Source organism: Microbacterium atlanticum, assembly GCF_015277815.1.
In the GTDB taxonomy this organism is placed as follows: domain Bacteria; phylum Actinomycetota; class Actinomycetes; order Actinomycetales; family Microbacteriaceae; genus Microbacterium; species Microbacterium atlanticum.
Genome location: NZ_CP063813.1, coordinates 1,238,223 through 1,252,648, shown reverse-complemented (window position 1 = coordinate 1,252,648; position 14,426 = coordinate 1,238,223). Strand labels below are relative to the sequence as shown.

Annotated in this window: 13 protein-coding genes and 1 pseudogene; 8 read left to right on the top strand and 6 right to left on the bottom strand. The window is 68.8% G+C overall.

Annotated elements, in window-relative coordinates:
- Positions 1-37 precede the first annotated feature (37 nt).
- The 5 genes and pseudogenes from IR212_RS05510 (at position 38) to IR212_RS05490 (ending at position 5,581) form a co-directional block, all read left to right on the top strand.
- Positions 38-1,324, top strand: coding sequence for an ABC transporter substrate-binding protein (locus IR212_RS05510; protein ID WP_194397956.1), 1,287 nt, complete (start codon positions 38-40; stop codon positions 1,322-1,324).
- A gap of 1 nt (position 1,325) precedes the next feature.
- Positions 1,326-2,261 carry a carbohydrate ABC transporter permease gene (locus tag IR212_RS05505; protein ID WP_228479499.1) on the top strand — a complete coding sequence of 312 codons (936 nt, stop codon included), beginning with the start codon at positions 1,326-1,328 and terminating at the stop codon, positions 2,259-2,261.
- Positions 2,261-3,177 (top strand): annotated as a pseudogene (locus IR212_RS05500) (carbohydrate ABC transporter permease). The gene IR212_RS05505 and the pseudogene IR212_RS05500 overlap by 1 nt, the downstream one beginning before the upstream one ends.
- A gap of 105 nt (positions 3,178-3,282) precedes the next feature.
- The gene (locus IR212_RS05495; RefSeq protein ID WP_194397955.1) at positions 3,283-4,458 is read left to right on the top strand and encodes an acyltransferase family protein; all 1,176 of its coding nucleotides are present in this window, start codon (positions 3,283-3,285) and stop codon (positions 4,456-4,458) included.
- An 85-nt stretch (positions 4,459-4,543) separates the two neighbouring features.
- Positions 4,544-5,581 (top strand): isopenicillin N synthase family dioxygenase, encoded by a 1,038-nt coding sequence (locus IR212_RS05490; protein WP_194397954.1) that lies wholly within the window; start codon positions 4,544-4,546, stop codon positions 5,579-5,581.
- A 237-nt stretch (positions 5,582-5,818) separates the two neighbouring features.
- Here the strand turns inward: IR212_RS05490 and rpsO are convergent, their stop codons facing one another.
- Positions 5,819-6,088 carry a 30S ribosomal protein S15 gene (gene rpsO, locus IR212_RS05485; protein ID WP_039401864.1) on the bottom strand — a complete coding sequence of 90 codons (270 nt, stop codon included), beginning with the start codon at positions 6,086-6,088 and terminating at the stop codon, positions 5,819-5,821.
- A gap of 186 nt (positions 6,089-6,274) precedes the next feature.
- Between rpsO and IR212_RS05480 the strand changes: the two genes are divergently transcribed.
- Together IR212_RS05480 and IR212_RS05475 are read left to right on the top strand one after the other, a co-directional pair.
- On the top strand, positions 6,275-7,588 hold the full coding sequence (locus IR212_RS05480) for an MFS transporter (protein ID WP_194397953.1): 1,314 nt from the start codon (positions 6,275-6,277) through the stop codon (positions 7,586-7,588).
- A gap of 83 nt (positions 7,589-7,671) precedes the next feature.
- The gene (locus IR212_RS05475) at positions 7,672-8,610 is read left to right on the top strand and encodes a DMT family transporter (protein ID WP_420488617.1); all 939 of its coding nucleotides are present in this window, start codon (positions 7,672-7,674) and stop codon (positions 8,608-8,610) included.
- A 72-nt stretch (positions 8,611-8,682) separates the two neighbouring features.
- On the opposite strand, the gene IR212_RS05470 is transcribed toward IR212_RS05475, so the two are convergent.
- The 3 genes from IR212_RS05470 to IR212_RS05460 all read right to left on the bottom strand — a co-directional run bounded on the left by IR212_RS05470 (position 8,683) and on the right by IR212_RS05460 (position 11,364).
- Positions 8,683-9,246, bottom strand: coding sequence for a YceI family protein (locus IR212_RS05470; RefSeq protein WP_194397952.1), 564 nt, complete (start codon positions 9,244-9,246; stop codon positions 8,683-8,685).
- Positions 9,247-9,415: 169 nt separating this feature from the next.
- Positions 9,416-9,784: an FKBP-type peptidyl-prolyl cis-trans isomerase gene (locus IR212_RS05465; RefSeq protein ID WP_194397951.1), complete on the bottom strand. Its 369-nt coding sequence runs from the start codon at positions 9,782-9,784 to the stop codon at positions 9,416-9,418.
- Positions 9,785-10,134: 350 nt separating this feature from the next.
- A complete protein-coding gene (locus IR212_RS05460; RefSeq protein WP_194397950.1) occupies positions 10,135-11,364 on the bottom strand; it encodes a PrsW family intramembrane metalloprotease in 1,230 nt (409 codons plus the stop codon).
- Between the two features lie 88 nt (positions 11,365-11,452).
- Between IR212_RS05460 and IR212_RS05455 the strand changes: the two genes are divergently transcribed.
- Positions 11,453-12,316 (top strand): fumarylacetoacetate hydrolase family protein, encoded by an 864-nt coding sequence (locus IR212_RS05455; protein ID WP_194397949.1) that lies wholly within the window; start codon positions 11,453-11,455, stop codon positions 12,314-12,316.
- A 52-nt stretch (positions 12,317-12,368) separates the two neighbouring features.
- Here IR212_RS05455 and IR212_RS05450 read toward each other — a convergent pair whose 3' ends face one another.
- Together IR212_RS05450 and IR212_RS05445 are read right to left on the bottom strand one after the other, a co-directional pair.
- Positions 12,369-12,863, bottom strand: coding sequence for a DUF4190 domain-containing protein (locus IR212_RS05450; protein WP_194397948.1), 495 nt, complete (start codon positions 12,861-12,863; stop codon positions 12,369-12,371).
- Between the two features lie 62 nt (positions 12,864-12,925).
- Positions 12,926-14,410: an aspartate ammonia-lyase gene (locus IR212_RS05445; protein WP_194397947.1), complete on the bottom strand. Its 1,485-nt coding sequence runs from the start codon at positions 14,408-14,410 to the stop codon at positions 12,926-12,928.
- Positions 14,411-14,426 lie beyond the last annotated feature (16 nt).

Genomic DNA, 14,426 nt, shown 5'->3' with positions numbered 1-14,426 from the left:
ACGGACCACCATCCATCCACGCGCAAGGAGGCGCACCATGAGAACCAGTCATCGACGATGGGTCCGGCCGCTCGCGGCTCTGACCGTCGTCGCAGCGGCCGCCGCGATCGGCGGCTGCGCACAGCAGCCCGGCGACGGGGTGACCGAGCTGAACTTCTTCCAGTTCAAGGGCGAGGCCCTCGAGGACTTCAACGAGATCATCGCGGACTTCGAGGCCGAGAACCCCGACATCAGGGTGGTGCAGAACCAGGTCGCCGACGCCGACACGGCGATCCGCACCCTGCTGGTGAAGGACCGCGTCCCCGACGTCATCACGCTCAACGCCAACGGGAACTTCGGCAGGCTGGCGCAGGCCGGCGTGTTCTACGACTTCTCCGATGAGCCGGTGCTCGAGACGATCAACCCGGCGGTGCAGGAGATCCTCGCCGACCTCGGCACCTACGGCGACGAGGTGAACGGGCTCGGCTACGTCAACAACGCCAACGGCGTCGTCTACAACCAGGACATCTTCGAGGAGCAGGGGCTCGAGGTGCCCGAGACGTGGGACGAGTTCATCGCCGTGTGCGATGCCCTCGAGGCCGCGGGCATCCAGCCGTTCTACGGCACGCTCGCCGATTCGTGGACCGCCATCCCGTCGTGGAACGCCCTCGGTGCGTATCCCGCGCAGGACGGCTTCTTCGACAAGATGCGCGAACAGGGCGAGAACGTGGGACCGGACTCGGAGGTGTCGTTCCAGAAGGACTTCGCCGAGGTCATGGACCGGCAGTACCAGCTGTACTCGTACATGCAGGAGGGCTACCGCGGCAGGACGTACGACGACGGGAACGCGGCGTTCGCCCGCGGCGAGTCGGCGATGCTCCTGCAGGGCATCTGGGCGACGAACCCGATCACGCAGGTGAACCCGGACATCCGGATGGGCATCTTCCCCTACCCGACCGACGAGCCCGGTGAGAGCCTCCTCGTCTCCGGCGTCGACGTGGTGTTCACGCTCGGCAAGGACAACCCGAAGCACGACGCGGCGATGCGGTTCATCGAGTACGTGTTCCAGCCCGACGTCATCGAGCGCTTCGCCGCGTCGCAGAACATGATCCCCTCGGTCGAGGGCGCCGAGCTGAGCGACGACCCCGCCCTGCAGTCCGTCCGCCCCTACTTCGAGGATCAGCGGATCACCGGCTTCATCGACCACCAGATCCCGCCGTCGATCCCGCTCATCCCCACCGATCAGCAGTTCCTCTTCGACGGCGACGCCGAGGCCGCGCTGAAGACCCTCGACAGCGAGTGGGCCAAGGTGGCCGCCCGCACGATCCCCGTGACGGAGGAGTGACATGACAACCCTCACCCAGGCGGTCCGCTCGAGCTCGACGGGCGCCTCCGGCAAGCGCGCCGCCCGCCTGCGCAGCGACAGCCGCCGCGCACCGTCGACCTACTACTGGATGGTGTGGCCCGCGGTGATCGCCTTCGCCGCCTTCCACACGCTCCCGGTCGTCGTCGGCATCTTCTTCAGCTTCACCAACTACGCCGGGTACGGCGCCTGGAACTTCGTCGGTCTGTCGAACTACCTGAACCTGTTCAAGGACGACCGCGTGCTGCAGGCGTACGGCTTTTCGTTCCTGTTCGCGATCGTGGCGACGATCCTCACGAACGGGTTCTCGCTGGCGATCGCGCTCGGCCTCAACGCCAAGATCAAGGCGCGGAACTTCTTCCGAGGCGTCTACTTCGTCCCCTACATCCTCGCGATCCTGGTGATCGGCTACGTGTTCCAGTTCTTCTTCTCGAACTCGCTGCCGAAGATCCTGTCGGGCATCCCGGTCTTCCGCGACAACATCCTGACGAACGAGACGTGGGCATGGACCGCGATCGTCGCGCTGGCCGTCTGGCAGGCGTGCGCGTTCGCGATCATCATCTACCTGTCGGGTCTGCAGACGATCCCGGCAGAGCTCTACGAGGCGTCGTCGCTGGACGGTGCGTCACCCTGGCGGCAGTTCCGCTCGATCACCTTCCCGCTCATCGGCGCCTTCTTCACCATCAACGTCGTGCTGAGCCTGAAGGGCTTCCTTCAGGTGTTCGACCCGATCGTCGCGCTCACCAACGGCGGACCGGGGACGTCGACCGAATCGGTCACGCTCCTGATCTTCCGCGGCGGCTTCTCCGGCGGGGAGTTCGCCTACCAGACGGCCAACGCGGTGATCTTCTTCATCGTCATCACGGTCGTCTCGCTCTTCCAATTCCGGGTCCTTCAGCGCAGAGAGGCCGATTTCTGATGACCACCATGACCAACACGGCATCGCAGCTCGAGCAGGAGGCCGACGCCGTCACGGCGAACGGCCGCCGGCGACGCCGCACCGAGCCCGACGACGACACGCGCAAGACCAACTGGTGGGCCACGGCTCTCATCGCAGTCTGCTCGCTCACGGTCCTGATCCCGCTCTACCTCGCGGTGGTGGTCGCGCTCAAGACGCCCGACCAGCTCAGCGCGGGCACCGGGTTCGAGCTGCCGAACCCGATCCGCTGGGAGAACTTCGCGACGCGTGGGTGCGCACCAGCTTCCCGCAGGCGCTGCTGAACACGGCGATCATCACCGTCGGGTCGGTGGTGTTCACGCTGCTGACGAGCTCGATCGTGGCCTACGCCCTCGCCCGCAACCTCCACCGGCCGTTCTTCAAGGGCGTGTTCTTCTACCTGCTGGCGGCCCTGTTCATCCCGTTCCCGATCATCATGCTTCCGCTGGTGAAGCAGACCTCGATCCTGGGGCTGGACAACCAGGCCGGCATGATCATCCTCTACACGATCTACGGGCTGTCGCTGAACATCTTCATCTACACCGCGTACATCCGCTCGATCCCGATCGAGCTCGAGGAGGCGGCGAGGGTCGACGGGGCGAGCACGTGGCGGGTGTTCTGGCAGGTCGTCTTCCCGCTGCTCATGCCGATGAACGCCACGGTCGGCATCCTCACGTGCGTGTGGGCGTGGAACGACTTCATCATGCCGCTGGTCGTGCTGACGGAGCCGTCGGCGAGGACCCTGCCACTCGCGCAGTACGTCTTCCAGGGGCAGTTCAACACCGACTACACGGTGGCGTTCGCGTCCTATCTGATGGCGATGGCGCCGCTGCTCATCGTCTACATCTTCAGCCAGCGCTGGGTGATCTCGGGCGTCACCCGGGGCTCCATCAAGTAGACGATCAGGCGAACGGACGACGGATGCCGCCACCGACGCCGGTGGCGGCATCCGTCGCGTCGTCATCTCACGGATAGTCTGGTTGGGCCCGCGCGAGAGGTGACGATGACCGGCAGCAGCGTTCCGCCCACGGCGGCCACACCGACGGGGTCGATCCCCCGCCCCAAGCGACGCACGCCGTTCTGGGACAACGCGCGCTTCGCCTGCATCGTGCTGGTCGTGCTCGGTCATGCGGTCCAGCGACTCACCTACGACTCCGACGTCGCGCTGAGCCTGTACCTGCTGATCTACGCGTTCCACATGCCGGCGTTCGCCATCATCTCGGGGTACTTCTCGAAGTCCGACGCCCCGACCCGCCGGCAGATGGCCCGGGTCATCACCGACATCCTCGTGCCGTACGTGGTGTTCGAAGGCCTGTGGACGCTCACGAAATGGCTCGTCGAGGGGCAGGCCAACCCCAACCTCACTCAGCCGTCGTGGACCCTGTGGTTCCTGCTCGCGCTCGGCATCTTCCGCGTGGTCCTCCCCTATCTCGCGCTGCTGCGCTGGCCGCTGCTGTGGACCGTCGTGATCTCGATCGGTGCGGGCTACCTGCCCAACATCGACTCGACGTTCTCGCTGTCGCGCACGCTGGGACTGCTGCCCTTCTTCACGCTCGGATGGTGGCTGCGCGAGCGCGACGTCGTCGCACGGCTGCGCCTTCTCGACCGCCGCCCCTGGTGGGTGATCCCGGCCGCGATCGGCCTGTTCGCGCTGGCGGCGTGGACGGCATGGTTCTTCGTCGACGGCTGGCGCGAGATGAACCTCCGGGAGTGGCTCTTCTACGACGAGAACTACGCGGCCATCGGCGGCACCCAGTGGTGGGCCGGCGGCGTGCGACTCGCGCTGATGCTCGTGGCCGTGCTGCTGTCGACGGCATTCTTCGCGCTCCTTCCCCGCGACACCCACTGGTGGACGCACTTCGGCCAGTACACGATGTACGTCTACCTGCTGCACTCGTTCGTGCTGTATCCGTTCCGCGAGAGCGGCGTGCTGCGCAACGCCGAGCCCACGTGGCTGTGGCTGCCGCTGGTGATCGTGATGTCGGTCCTCATCGCGCTGGGCCTGGCGACCAAGCCCGTCCGCCGGCTGTTCCGCCCCCTCGTGGAGCCGCGACCGGCGTGGTTGTTCGCCGACCGGGCGCTGGCACGCACCGAGGGACGCCGCAGCGACCCCACCGGGTCGCGCCGGCCGCGCGAGCAGCCCCGCGCCGCGCGGCCGGATCCGCGGCAGAACGGCTGAGGGCGCGGTCGAGGTCCGACTCGGCCCCCGCTTAACCCTTCGCAACAAACCGGCGGATGCCGCAGCATCCGCTTACCCTCGCCTCATGACCGAGCTGAACCTGCCGATCCTCGACCTGTCGCAGCTGGATGCGGGGCCGGACGCCGCCGCGCAGTTCCGGGACGACCTGCGCGCGGCCACGCATGACGTCGGCTTCTTCTACCTCACCGGCACCGGTGAGTCGGCCGAGCTCGAGCAGCGCCTCCACCGCGCCGCACGGGGCTTCTTCGCCCTTCCCGAAGCCGACAAGCTGGCGATCGAGAACGTCAAGAGCCCGCACTTCCGCGGCTACACGCGGGTGGGCGGCGAGCGCACCCAGGGCAAGGTCGACTGGCGCGAGCAGATCGACATCGGCCCGGAGCGCCCGGTGGTGAGCGACCCCGATGCGCCCGACTTCGCCCGGCTGATCGGTCCCAACCTCTGGCCGGCGGCGCAGCCCGAGCTGCGCGAGGTCGTCTCGGAGTGGCACGACCACCTCTCGGGGGTCGCCCGCAAGCTGCTGCGCGCGTGGGCCCTGTCGCTCGGCGCCGGCGAGAACTACTTCGACGAGCACTTCGGCGAGCCGTCGACGCTGATCAAGATCGTCCGATACCCGGGCACCGAGGATCCCACGCCGCAGCAGGGCGTGGGGGCGCACAAGGACTCGGGCGTGCTGACGCTGCTGTGGGTCGAGCCCGGCAAGGGCGGCCTCCAGGTCGAGCGCAGGGATGGCGCCACCGGAGAATGGCACTGGGTGGACGCTCCCCCGGTCCCCGGTGCGTTCGTGGTCAACATCGGGGAGCTGCTGGAGTACGCCACCCAGGGGTACCTCATCGCCACGAAGCACCGCGTGATCTCACCGACCTACCCCGACGACCGGATCTCGGTGCCGTTCTTCTTCAACCCGGCCCTCGACAAGCGCCTCCCGCTCATCGAGCTGCCGGCCGACCTCGCGGCGCACGCGCGCGGCGTCACGCAGGATCCCGCCAATCCGATCCATGCGCTCTACGGCGAGAACGCGCTGAAGTCGCGCCTGCGCGCCCACCCCGACGTGGCCGAGCTGCACCACCCGGAACTCGTCGCCGCCCGCGCCGCCTCAGCCTGAGGCATCCGCCCGCCTCGGCTTGAGGCATCCGCCCGCCCGCTGCACCCTCGAGTCGCGGCCGAGCCTTCGAGCCTGGGGGTTTCGGCCGAGACCGGGGACGTCATCTCCTGTCTCGGCCGAAACGCCCCGGTTCGGCGGGCATGTCGGGAATGACGAAGGCCTCCCCACACCGTGGGGAGGCCTTCCAAGAATGTTCTGCGCGATTGAACGCTGGGCGTGATGCCTTATCGACTGCGGCTAGCGCCGCAGACCGAGACGCTCGATGAGCGAGCGGTAACGGTTGATGTCGATGTCCTGGAGGTAGCCCAGGAGACGGCGGCGCTGACCGACGAGCAGGAACAGCCCACGACGCGAGTGGTGGTCGTGCTTGTGCTCCTTGAGGTGCTCGGTGAGGTCCTTGATGCGCTGCGTCAGCATCGCGACCTGCACCTCGGGGGATCCGGTGTCACCGGGGTGCGTCGCGTACTCTTCGATGATCGCCTTCTTGACGTCTGCATCCAGTGCCATAGGTGATCCCCTCTCTGCTTGTTGCGCGGTGCCCGTCACCCGATGTGCGAGCTCTCTTTCTCCGCGGCCGATCCAACGGCAACCTGAAGAGTCTACCAGCAGCGGGATGCCGCAGCGAACCGGACGCCGCTCCGGCGCGGGTACGCTCGAACCTGTGCAAGACGGCAGCCGCGCTGGGGTTCGGGGGTGAGCGCGGCCGGAGAGCATCGCAGCCACTTCATCGACCTGCGGCCGTTCCGTGCGAGCCCGGCGTTCACCCGGATGTGGCTCGGATCGACGATGGCGGGCCTCGGCGGCCAGCTCACCATCGTGGCCATCATGCTGCAGATGTACGACCTCACCGGGTCGACGTTCGCGGTCTCGATGATCGCGGTGGCGGGCCTCATCCCGATGGTCGTCGCCGGCATCTACGGCGGCATGCTCGCCGACGCCTTCGACCGGCGCGCCGTGGCGCTGCTCGCCGCCACCGTCACGTTCGGCTCAACCGCGGTCCTGGCCGCCCTGGCCTGGACGGGCACCGAGACGGCGTGGTGGCTCTACGGCTTGAGCATCGTCAACTCGGCCGCCAACTCGATCGTGCTGGCGACACGACAGGCGATCGTGCCGCGCCTGCTCCCCCGCGAGCTGCTCCCCGCCGCGTCGGCGCTCGGCGGCATCACCGTGGGGATCATGGTGATGGCGGGCCCGGCCCTGGCCGGCGTCCTCGTCGCGCTCACCGGCTACGCCTGGACGTACACCCTCGATGTCGCGCTGATGCTGTCGCTGTTCCTCGGACTGTGGACGCTGCCCGCGCTCCGCCCGGAGGGCCAGACCGTCCGACCGGGCCTGGAGTCGCTCCGCGACGGCTGGCGGTTCCTGCGACGAGCGTCGAACATCCGCCTGCAGTTCGTCCTCGACATCATCGCCATGACGTTCGGGCAGCCGCTGTCGCTGTTCCCCGCGATCGGCGCCGTGCTGCTGGGCGGCGGTCCGATCACGACGGGCGTGCTCACCGCGGCGGTCGCCGCAGGCGCGTTCGCGTCGAGCCTGTTCTCCGGCCGCGTGGGAGGCATCCGGCGCCAGGGCCTCGGGATCGAGCGCGCCATCCTCGTCTACGGTGCCGCGATCGGCGGACTCGGACTGGTGCTGGGCGCGGCGGCGCTCGGCTGGTTCGCTCCCGAGACGGTCGACGTCGACAGCCCCAACCTCGTGCTCATCACGCTTGCGTGCGTCGCGCTCGCCGTCGCCGGAGCGGCCGACAACATCAGCTCCATCTTCCGCAACACGATGGTCCAGGCGGCGGTGCCCGACGCGATCCGCGGGCGCCTGCAGGGGATCTTCATCGTCGTCGTCGCCGGCGGACCGCGCCTGGGCGCCCTCTACGCCGGCACACTCGCGACGCTGACGGCACTGTGGTTCCCGCCGCTGCTCGGCGGACTCGTGATCATCGTCCTCGTCGCGACGCTGGTCCGGTTCAGTCCGCGCTTCCGCGCGTACGACGCGGAGAATCCGGTGCCGTAGCCGGACCGCCGCACATCGGCGGATTTCGGACGTCGCATCCGCTCACCGTCGCCGACACGTCCACATGGTCATACCGTGGCGGAATGGCCATGACCCAGGCGCTTCCCGCGGTGCAGCCCACAGTCGCGCCGTCGACGCGATGGGTGACCGTCCAGTTCGTGCTGGCGGGAGTCGTGTGGGGTGCGAGCTTCCTGTTCATGAAGGTCTCGCTGGAAGGCATCTCGCCTGCGCAGGTCGCGTGGACGCGTATCGTCCTCGGCGCGCTCACCCTCGGCGTGCTGGTCCTCGCGCGCCGGGAGCATCTGTCGCGCAGCATCCGCGTGTGGGGCCACCTGACCGTGCTCGGCCTCACCTTCTGCGTGTTCCCGTTCCTGCTGTTCTCGTGGGCCCAGCAGCACGTCAGTTCGGGGGTGGCGAGCATCTTCAACGCCACGACGCCGATCATGACGGCGGTGATGGCGTGGCTGGTGTTCCGGGTCGAGCGCCTCAAGACGCTGCAGGTCGTCGGCATCGCCGTCGGCGTGCTGGGCGTGCTGCTCATCATCGCGCCCTGGCAGGGCATCGCGCTGGACGGCAGCCTCGTGGCGGAACTGGCCATCCTCGGCGCGACGGCCAGCTACGGGTTCAGCCTGGCCTACATGCGGCGGTTCGCGTCGAACACCGGGATGTCCGCGCTGGGGTTCACCTTCGGCTACATCGCGATGGCGGGCGTGGTCATGGCCGTGCTCACCCCGTTCCTCGTGCTCACTCCCGTGCGCCTGGACCTGCCCATCGTCGCGAGCCTGCTGATGCTCGGCTGCCTCGGCACCGGCATCGCGTACGTCTGGAGCCAGAACACCGTGCGGGCATGGGGTCCGACCCGCGCCTCGACAGTCACCTACATCACGCCGGTCGTCGGCGTCGTCCTCGGCATCCTGATCCTGGGCGAGACGATGTCGTGGAACGAGCCCGTCGGCGCCCTGGTCATCTTCCTGGGCATCCTGCTCGCCCAGGACAGGCTCCGCCGGCGCACCGGCGTCTGACGGGGCGCGCGGCTCTGCGCAGGCGGATGAGCGGATGCCTCGGGCCGAGGCATCCGCTCATCCCGCGGCTGCTCACGCGGCCTGGTGCGCGCCTTGCAGGTCGAGGGTGATGGTGATGTCCTTGCCGACGAGGACCCCGCCGGTCTCGAGCGCGGCGTTCCAGGTGAGGCCGAACTCCTCGCGGTTGACCACGGTCTTCGCCGTCGCACCGGCCTTGTAGTTGCCCCACGGGTCGACGCCGAAGCCGCCGAAGTCGAACTCGAAGGTCACGGGCTTGGTGACACCGCGGATGGTGAGGTCGCCGTCGACCAGGAAGTCGCCGTCCTCGACACGCGCACCCGTGGAGCGGAACTCCATGGTGGGGTGGTTCTCGACGTCGAAGAAGTCCGCGGAGCGCAGGTGGTTGTCGCGCGCCTCGTCCTTGGTGTCCACGGACGCGACGTCGACACTGGCCACGACGGTCGCCTCGAGCGGGTTCTCCGGCGCCACGAGCGTCGCACTCTTCATGCCGAACGTGCCGCGCACCTTCGAGATCATCATGTGACGCACGCTGAACGTCACCTCACTGTGTGCGGGGTCGAGCACCCACGTGCCCGTCCTGTAGCCGGGGATGTCGATTGCCGTGGCGTCAGTCATGTTCGTCCTTCGTTCGGTTCGGGGAGTGCCCGCGTCAGCGGGCATACGGGGTGGAACGCGGCGGCGGCCTTGTCTATTCCCGTGAATGAAAATTCCTCGGAACCGGCGAGGAGACGAGGAAGGGGACGGATGCCGCGGCATCCGTCCCCTTCCATGGGTGGCGGTGGGGTCAGCCGACCTTCACGAGGTCGATGACGAAGATGAGGGTCTTGCCGCCGAGGAAGTGGCCGCCGGCCGGTCCGTAGGCCAGGTGCGGCGGGATCACCAGCTCGCGGCGACCGCCCTCCTTCATGCCGGGGATGCCGTCCTGCCAGCCCTGGATGAGGCCGCGCAGCGGGAACTGGATGCTCTCGCCGCGGTTCCACGACGAGTCGAACTCCTCGCCGGAGTCGTACTCGACGCCCACGTAGTGGACGGTCACGGTGTCGCCCGGCTTCGCCTCGGTGCCGGTGCCCACGACGAGGTCGCGGACGACGAGGTCGGCCGGAGCCGGGCCGGCGGGTGCGTCGATCTCGGGCTTGGTGCGGTCGTCAGTCATGACTCCATCCAAGCAGGAATGCGACGGGCACGCAGGGCGGGTGGTGGCCGAGGAGATCTCGATGCGCTCGCAGAGCTCGCAGAACAGCGGGACGGGAGATCTCGATACGCTCGCAGCACAGCGGGACGGGAGATCTCGATACGCTCGCAGCACAGCGGGACGGGAGATCTCGATACGCTCGCAGAGCTCGCTACTCGATCTTGATACGACCCGCGTCAACGCTCGTTCCTCGCATTGACCCGGGTCGTATCAAGACTCAGCGCCCGGTGCCGCGGCGATGCCTGCGTGTCTACCGAGCGCTGAGTTGGTCTGGTTTCAGCATGCCGGGGCGCCCCGCGCGGTGTCAAGGGTCACGGCGCGAACATGGCCGCACGCGTGGCGGCGGTCTTCGCCAGCAGCTCCCGCTCCTCCGAGGCCGCCATCGGGTCACGCCCGGTGATCGCCCGCTGGCGAGTGGCGGCGAGTGCGGTCGCGTCGGCGATGAACGTCTTCATGAGCGGCGAACGGTCGCCGCGCAGAGTGCGCGCCCACGCGAGCGCCGTCTTGCGGCCGGCGGAGGTGGCGAGCATCTCCACCTCCTGAGGTGTGAACCACCCCGCCGCGGCGTAGTCGCCCAGCCGTCGCCGGGTCAGCCGCGACTCCTCGCGGCGAAGCGCCACGATGCCCAGCACGAAGCCGATGAACAGCGGCACCTGGAGGGTCAGGTAGAGGAAGAAGAAGTCGCCGAACAGCGCCGAGCCGTTCCAGAAGGCGTGCAGCGCGACGGCTCCCGCCAGGCCGATCAGCCACGGACCGATCGCCTGCCCGGTGGACAGGCCGCGCCGCGCGGCGAGTCCCAGGGCGAAGCCGGTCACGCTCGTGAACATCACGTGTGCGAAGGGCGACAGGATGCCGCGCACGAAGAACGTCGTGGACGTCTCGGCGGCGCCCCCCTCGATGAAGCTGACTGCGAAGTACTGGATGTTCTCGGTGAAGGCGAAGCCCGCCCCCACCAGCGCGCCGTAGACGATGCCGTCGACGGGCCCGTCGAACGCGCGGCGGGCCGTCGCGAAGATGAGGAGGACGCCGAGCCCCTTGGCGAGCTCCTCCACCACCGGAGCCTGCACCACGGTGCGCATCACATCCCTGGCGGCGGAGTCGGCACCGCCGAACACGATGGTGAGCACCAGGTCGACTCCCAGGGCGATGCCGACGGCGGCGATCGCGCCCCACGCCACCGCGAGGATCAGCAGCCCCTTCGGCTCGGGCTCCCATCGGTCGACGAGGCGGACGGCGACGAGGACCCCCGCGAGCGGGATGAGCGCGAGCACCATCCCGATGATCGACGCGCCCGGGCCGAGGGCGTTGAGGAAGTAGCCGACCAGCGCGATGAGGATGAGCACCAGGATGCCGATGATCCAGATCGACGCGGACCGACCGCGGCCAGCCGCCGCAGGCGCGGCGACGGGCACCGGCGATGGCGACCTCGCGGGAGGGGTGATGGCCGCCGGCGCGGCATGGCGGGGCTGCGCGAGAGCGGAGGCGAACTCCGGCGGCGTGAGGGAGGGCCTCGGACGGGAGGCGCCGGGGTCGTGCGTCATGCGCACAGCCTATGGCGGCGAACGCCGCAGCGGACGCGCGCGCCCCGTCGGGCGGCCCACCCCGCCGCCGAGTGAGTAGTTTGGGAGGATGCGCTTCGCCCATGTCGTGCCGACCGAGTCGGGTGGGCCGAGACTCGCGCTGATCGAGGACGACCAGGCGGTCATCGTGGCAGAGCTGTTCGACGGCGCACCACGAACCCTCGAGGAGCTGATCGCCGGCGGCCACGAGCTGCTGTCGCGCGTGCGCGACGCGGCCGACGGCGGGTCGCGGCATCCGCTGGACGGCATGCGCTACGCGTCCGCGGTCCTCGCTCCCCCGGTGGTCCTGGCGATCGGGCTCAACTACGCCGCGCACTCCAGCGAGCTCGGTCTCAAGACCGACTCCACGCCGACCGTCTTCGTGCTGTGGCCGAACTCGCTCGCCGGTCACGACGGCACCACGATCTGGCCGCGGACGCTGAGCGAGTCCGTGGACTACGAGGCCGAGCTGGGCGTGATCATCGGCACCCCGGCGAAGGACGTCGAGCCGGAGCAGGCGCTCGACCACGTCTGGGGGTACACGGTGGTCAACGACATCACCGCCCGCGACATCCAGTACTCCGAGGCGCAGTGGTCCCGATGCAAGTCGTTCGACGGGTTCACCCCGACCGGCCCGTTCGTCGTGACCGCCGACGAGGTGCCCGACCCGCAGCGCCTGCACATCTGGACGGTGCTGGACGGCAGGACGCTGCAGGACGCGTCCACCGCGCAGATGGTGCGGCCGGTCGCGACGCTGATCTCGCACCTGTCGAAGTCGGCGACGCTGCTGCCGGGAACGCTGATCTCGACCGGCAGCCCGGGCGGGGCCGGCTACTCGCGCGATCCGCAGGTCTTTCTGCGCGACAGGTCGACCGTCACCGTCGGCATCGACGGGATCGGGGCGCTGACCACCCACTGCCGCATCCTCGGCTGACGTCGGACACCACGACGGCCGGCGCTGCGTGGAGCACCGGCCGCCGAGGAGGTCAGTTGGAGACGTTCGAGCAGTCGACGGGAAGCCCGCGGACCTCCACGGTGCCCTGGAAGTCGACGGCCTGGCAGGCCTGCAGCACCTCCGACGAGAAGGTCAGCAGGGGCACGACGAGCGCGAAGAACAGGATGACGCCGAGGACCATCAGCACGGCGGAGATGATGATGGCGGCCAGCGCCCAGCCGTTCTTGTGACCCGCCTTGCGGCTCTGGACGAGCGCGACGATGCCCAGGATCAGGGCGACCAGCTGGACGAAGAACGACAGGATGAACGCGACGATGCCGAGCGTCTTGCCGGGGACGGGCCCTGCCGCCGGCGCCCCGTACGCGGCAGGCGGCGCCGAACTGTACGAAGGCGGCGGAGCGCCGTACGCGGGCGGGGGCGCGTTGTAGGCGGACGGCGGCGGCGAAGCGGCGGGGGGCGGGGTCGCAGCCGGCTGGGACGCGGGTTGCTGCGGCTCCGGCGCGGCCGGGTTCTGCGGATCGGTCATCTCTCGCCTTTCGTTCGAGTCTCCCCGACGCTATCGAGCGCCGGCCGCGCGCGGCAACAGCCTCAGCGCGTGTCTGCCGGCCGCTGCACGACGACGACGTCTTCGGGCGACTGCACGAGCGGAATGGCGGCCGTGATCGTCTCGAGTCCCGACAGGCGGGCCGGCGAGAGCTGCTTTGTCACCTCGTCCCGCGACATCAGCCCGGCCTCCACGACGAGATCGGCGACGTTGCGTCCCGTCAGCAGGGCCGCCTTGGCGAGCGCGGCTGCGGCGGCGTAGCCGATGAACGGCGTGAGCGCGGTGATGACGCCCACGCTCGAGCCGACCATGGCGCCCAGACGCTCGCGGTTGGCGGTGATGCCGTCGACGCAGTTGACGCGCAGGGTGTGCATGCCCCGGCGCATCCACGTGATCGACTGGAAGATCGAGTGCGCGATCACCGGCTCGAACGCGTTGAGCTGCAGCTGCCCGCCCTCGACGGCCATCGTGACGGTGAGGTCCGCGCCGGCCACGGCGAACGCGACCTGGTTGACGACCTCGGGGATCACCGGGTTCACCTTGCCCGGCATAATGCTCGAGCCCGCCTGACGCGCCGGGAGATTGATCTCGCCGAGTCCCGCCTGGGGACCCGACGACAGCAGGCGCAGGTCGTTGCAGATCTTCGACAGCTTGATGGCATTGCGCTTGAGGGACGCCGAGAACGACATGAAGGCGCCGGTGTCGCTGGTGGACTCCACGAGGTCGGTCGCGAGGTCCAGGTCGAGTCCGGTGATCTCACGCAGGTGGCGCAGCACGGCCTGGCTGTAGTCGGGGTGCGTGGTGATGCCCGTGCCGATGGCCGTGGCGCCCATGTTCACCTCGTAGAGCAGGTAGGCGTTCTCCTTCAGCCGGCTGTAGTCCTCGCCGAGCGTCGTGGCGAAGCCGTGGAACTCCTGCCCGAGGGTCATGGGCACGGCGTCCTGCAGCTGCGTGCGCCCCACCTTCAGCACGTCGTGGAACTCGACCGCCTTGGCGAGGAACGCCTTGCGCAGAAGGTCCAGCTCCTCGAGCAGAGTCTGCAGGTCCAGTCCGAGGCCCACCTTGATCGCGGTCGGGTACACGTCGTTGGTCGACTGGCTGCGGTTGGTGTCGTCGATGGGCGAGAGGAAGGCGTAGTCGCCCTTCTCGCGACCGGCCAGCTCGAGCGCGACGTTGGTGATGACCTCGTTCGCATTCATGTTGGTCGAGGTGCCGGCGCCTCCCTGGATGACGCCGACCACGAACTGGTCGTGGAACTGGCCGTCGATGACCAGCTGCGCCGCGCGGTCGATGAGGTCGGCCTTCGATGCGTCCAGGACGCCGATCTCCTTGTTGGCTCGCGCCGAGGCCTGCTTGACCATCGCCAGCGCCTTCACGAGGTCCTTGTACACCGAGATCGGCCGCTTGGAGATCGGGAAGTTCTCCAGCGCGCGGGCGGTGTGGATGCCCCAGTACGCGTCGGCGGGGATCTCCAGGGATCCCAGGGAATCGGTCTCGGTGCGGGTTCGCGTCATTGCGTCCAGAGCCATGTGTGCAGTCCTCGTG

Bases quoted from the DNA above. Each gene is read 5' to 3' on its own strand.
- IR212_RS05510 (WP_194397956.1), top strand. From the start codon at position 38: ATGAGAACCAGTCATCGACGATGGGTCCGGCCGCTCGCGGCTCTGACC.
- IR212_RS05505 (WP_228479499.1), top strand. From the start codon at position 1,326: ATGACAACCCTCACCCAGGCGGTCCGCTCGAGCTCGACGGGCGCCTCC.
- IR212_RS05495 (WP_194397955.1), top strand. From the start codon at position 3,283: ATGACCGGCAGCAGCGTTCCGCCCACGGCGGCCACACCGACGGGGTCG.
- IR212_RS05490 (WP_194397954.1), top strand. From the start codon at position 4,544: ATGACCGAGCTGAACCTGCCGATCCTCGACCTGTCGCAGCTGGATGCG.
- rpsO (WP_039401864.1), bottom strand. From the start codon at position 6,088: ATGGCACTGGATGCAGACGTCAAGAAGGCGATCATCGAAGAGTACGCG.
- IR212_RS05475 (WP_420488617.1), top strand. From the start codon at position 7,672: ATGGCCATGACCCAGGCGCTTCCCGCGGTGCAGCCCACAGTCGCGCCG.
- IR212_RS05470 (WP_194397952.1), bottom strand. From the start codon at position 9,246: ATGACTGACGCCACGGCAATCGACATCCCCGGCTACAGGACGGGCACG.
- IR212_RS05465 (WP_194397951.1), bottom strand. From the start codon at position 9,784: ATGACTGACGACCGCACCAAGCCCGAGATCGACGCACCCGCCGGCCCG.
- IR212_RS05460 (WP_194397950.1), bottom strand. From the start codon at position 11,364: ATGACGCACGACCCCGGCGCCTCCCGTCCGAGGCCCTCCCTCACGCCG.
- IR212_RS05455 (WP_194397949.1), top strand. From the start codon at position 11,453: ATGCGCTTCGCCCATGTCGTGCCGACCGAGTCGGGTGGGCCGAGACTC.
- IR212_RS05450 (WP_194397948.1), bottom strand. From the start codon at position 12,863: ATGACCGATCCGCAGAACCCGGCCGCGCCGGAGCCGCAGCAACCCGCG.
- IR212_RS05445 (WP_194397947.1), bottom strand. From the start codon at position 14,410: ATGGCTCTGGACGCAATGACGCGAACCCGCACCGAGACCGATTCCCTG.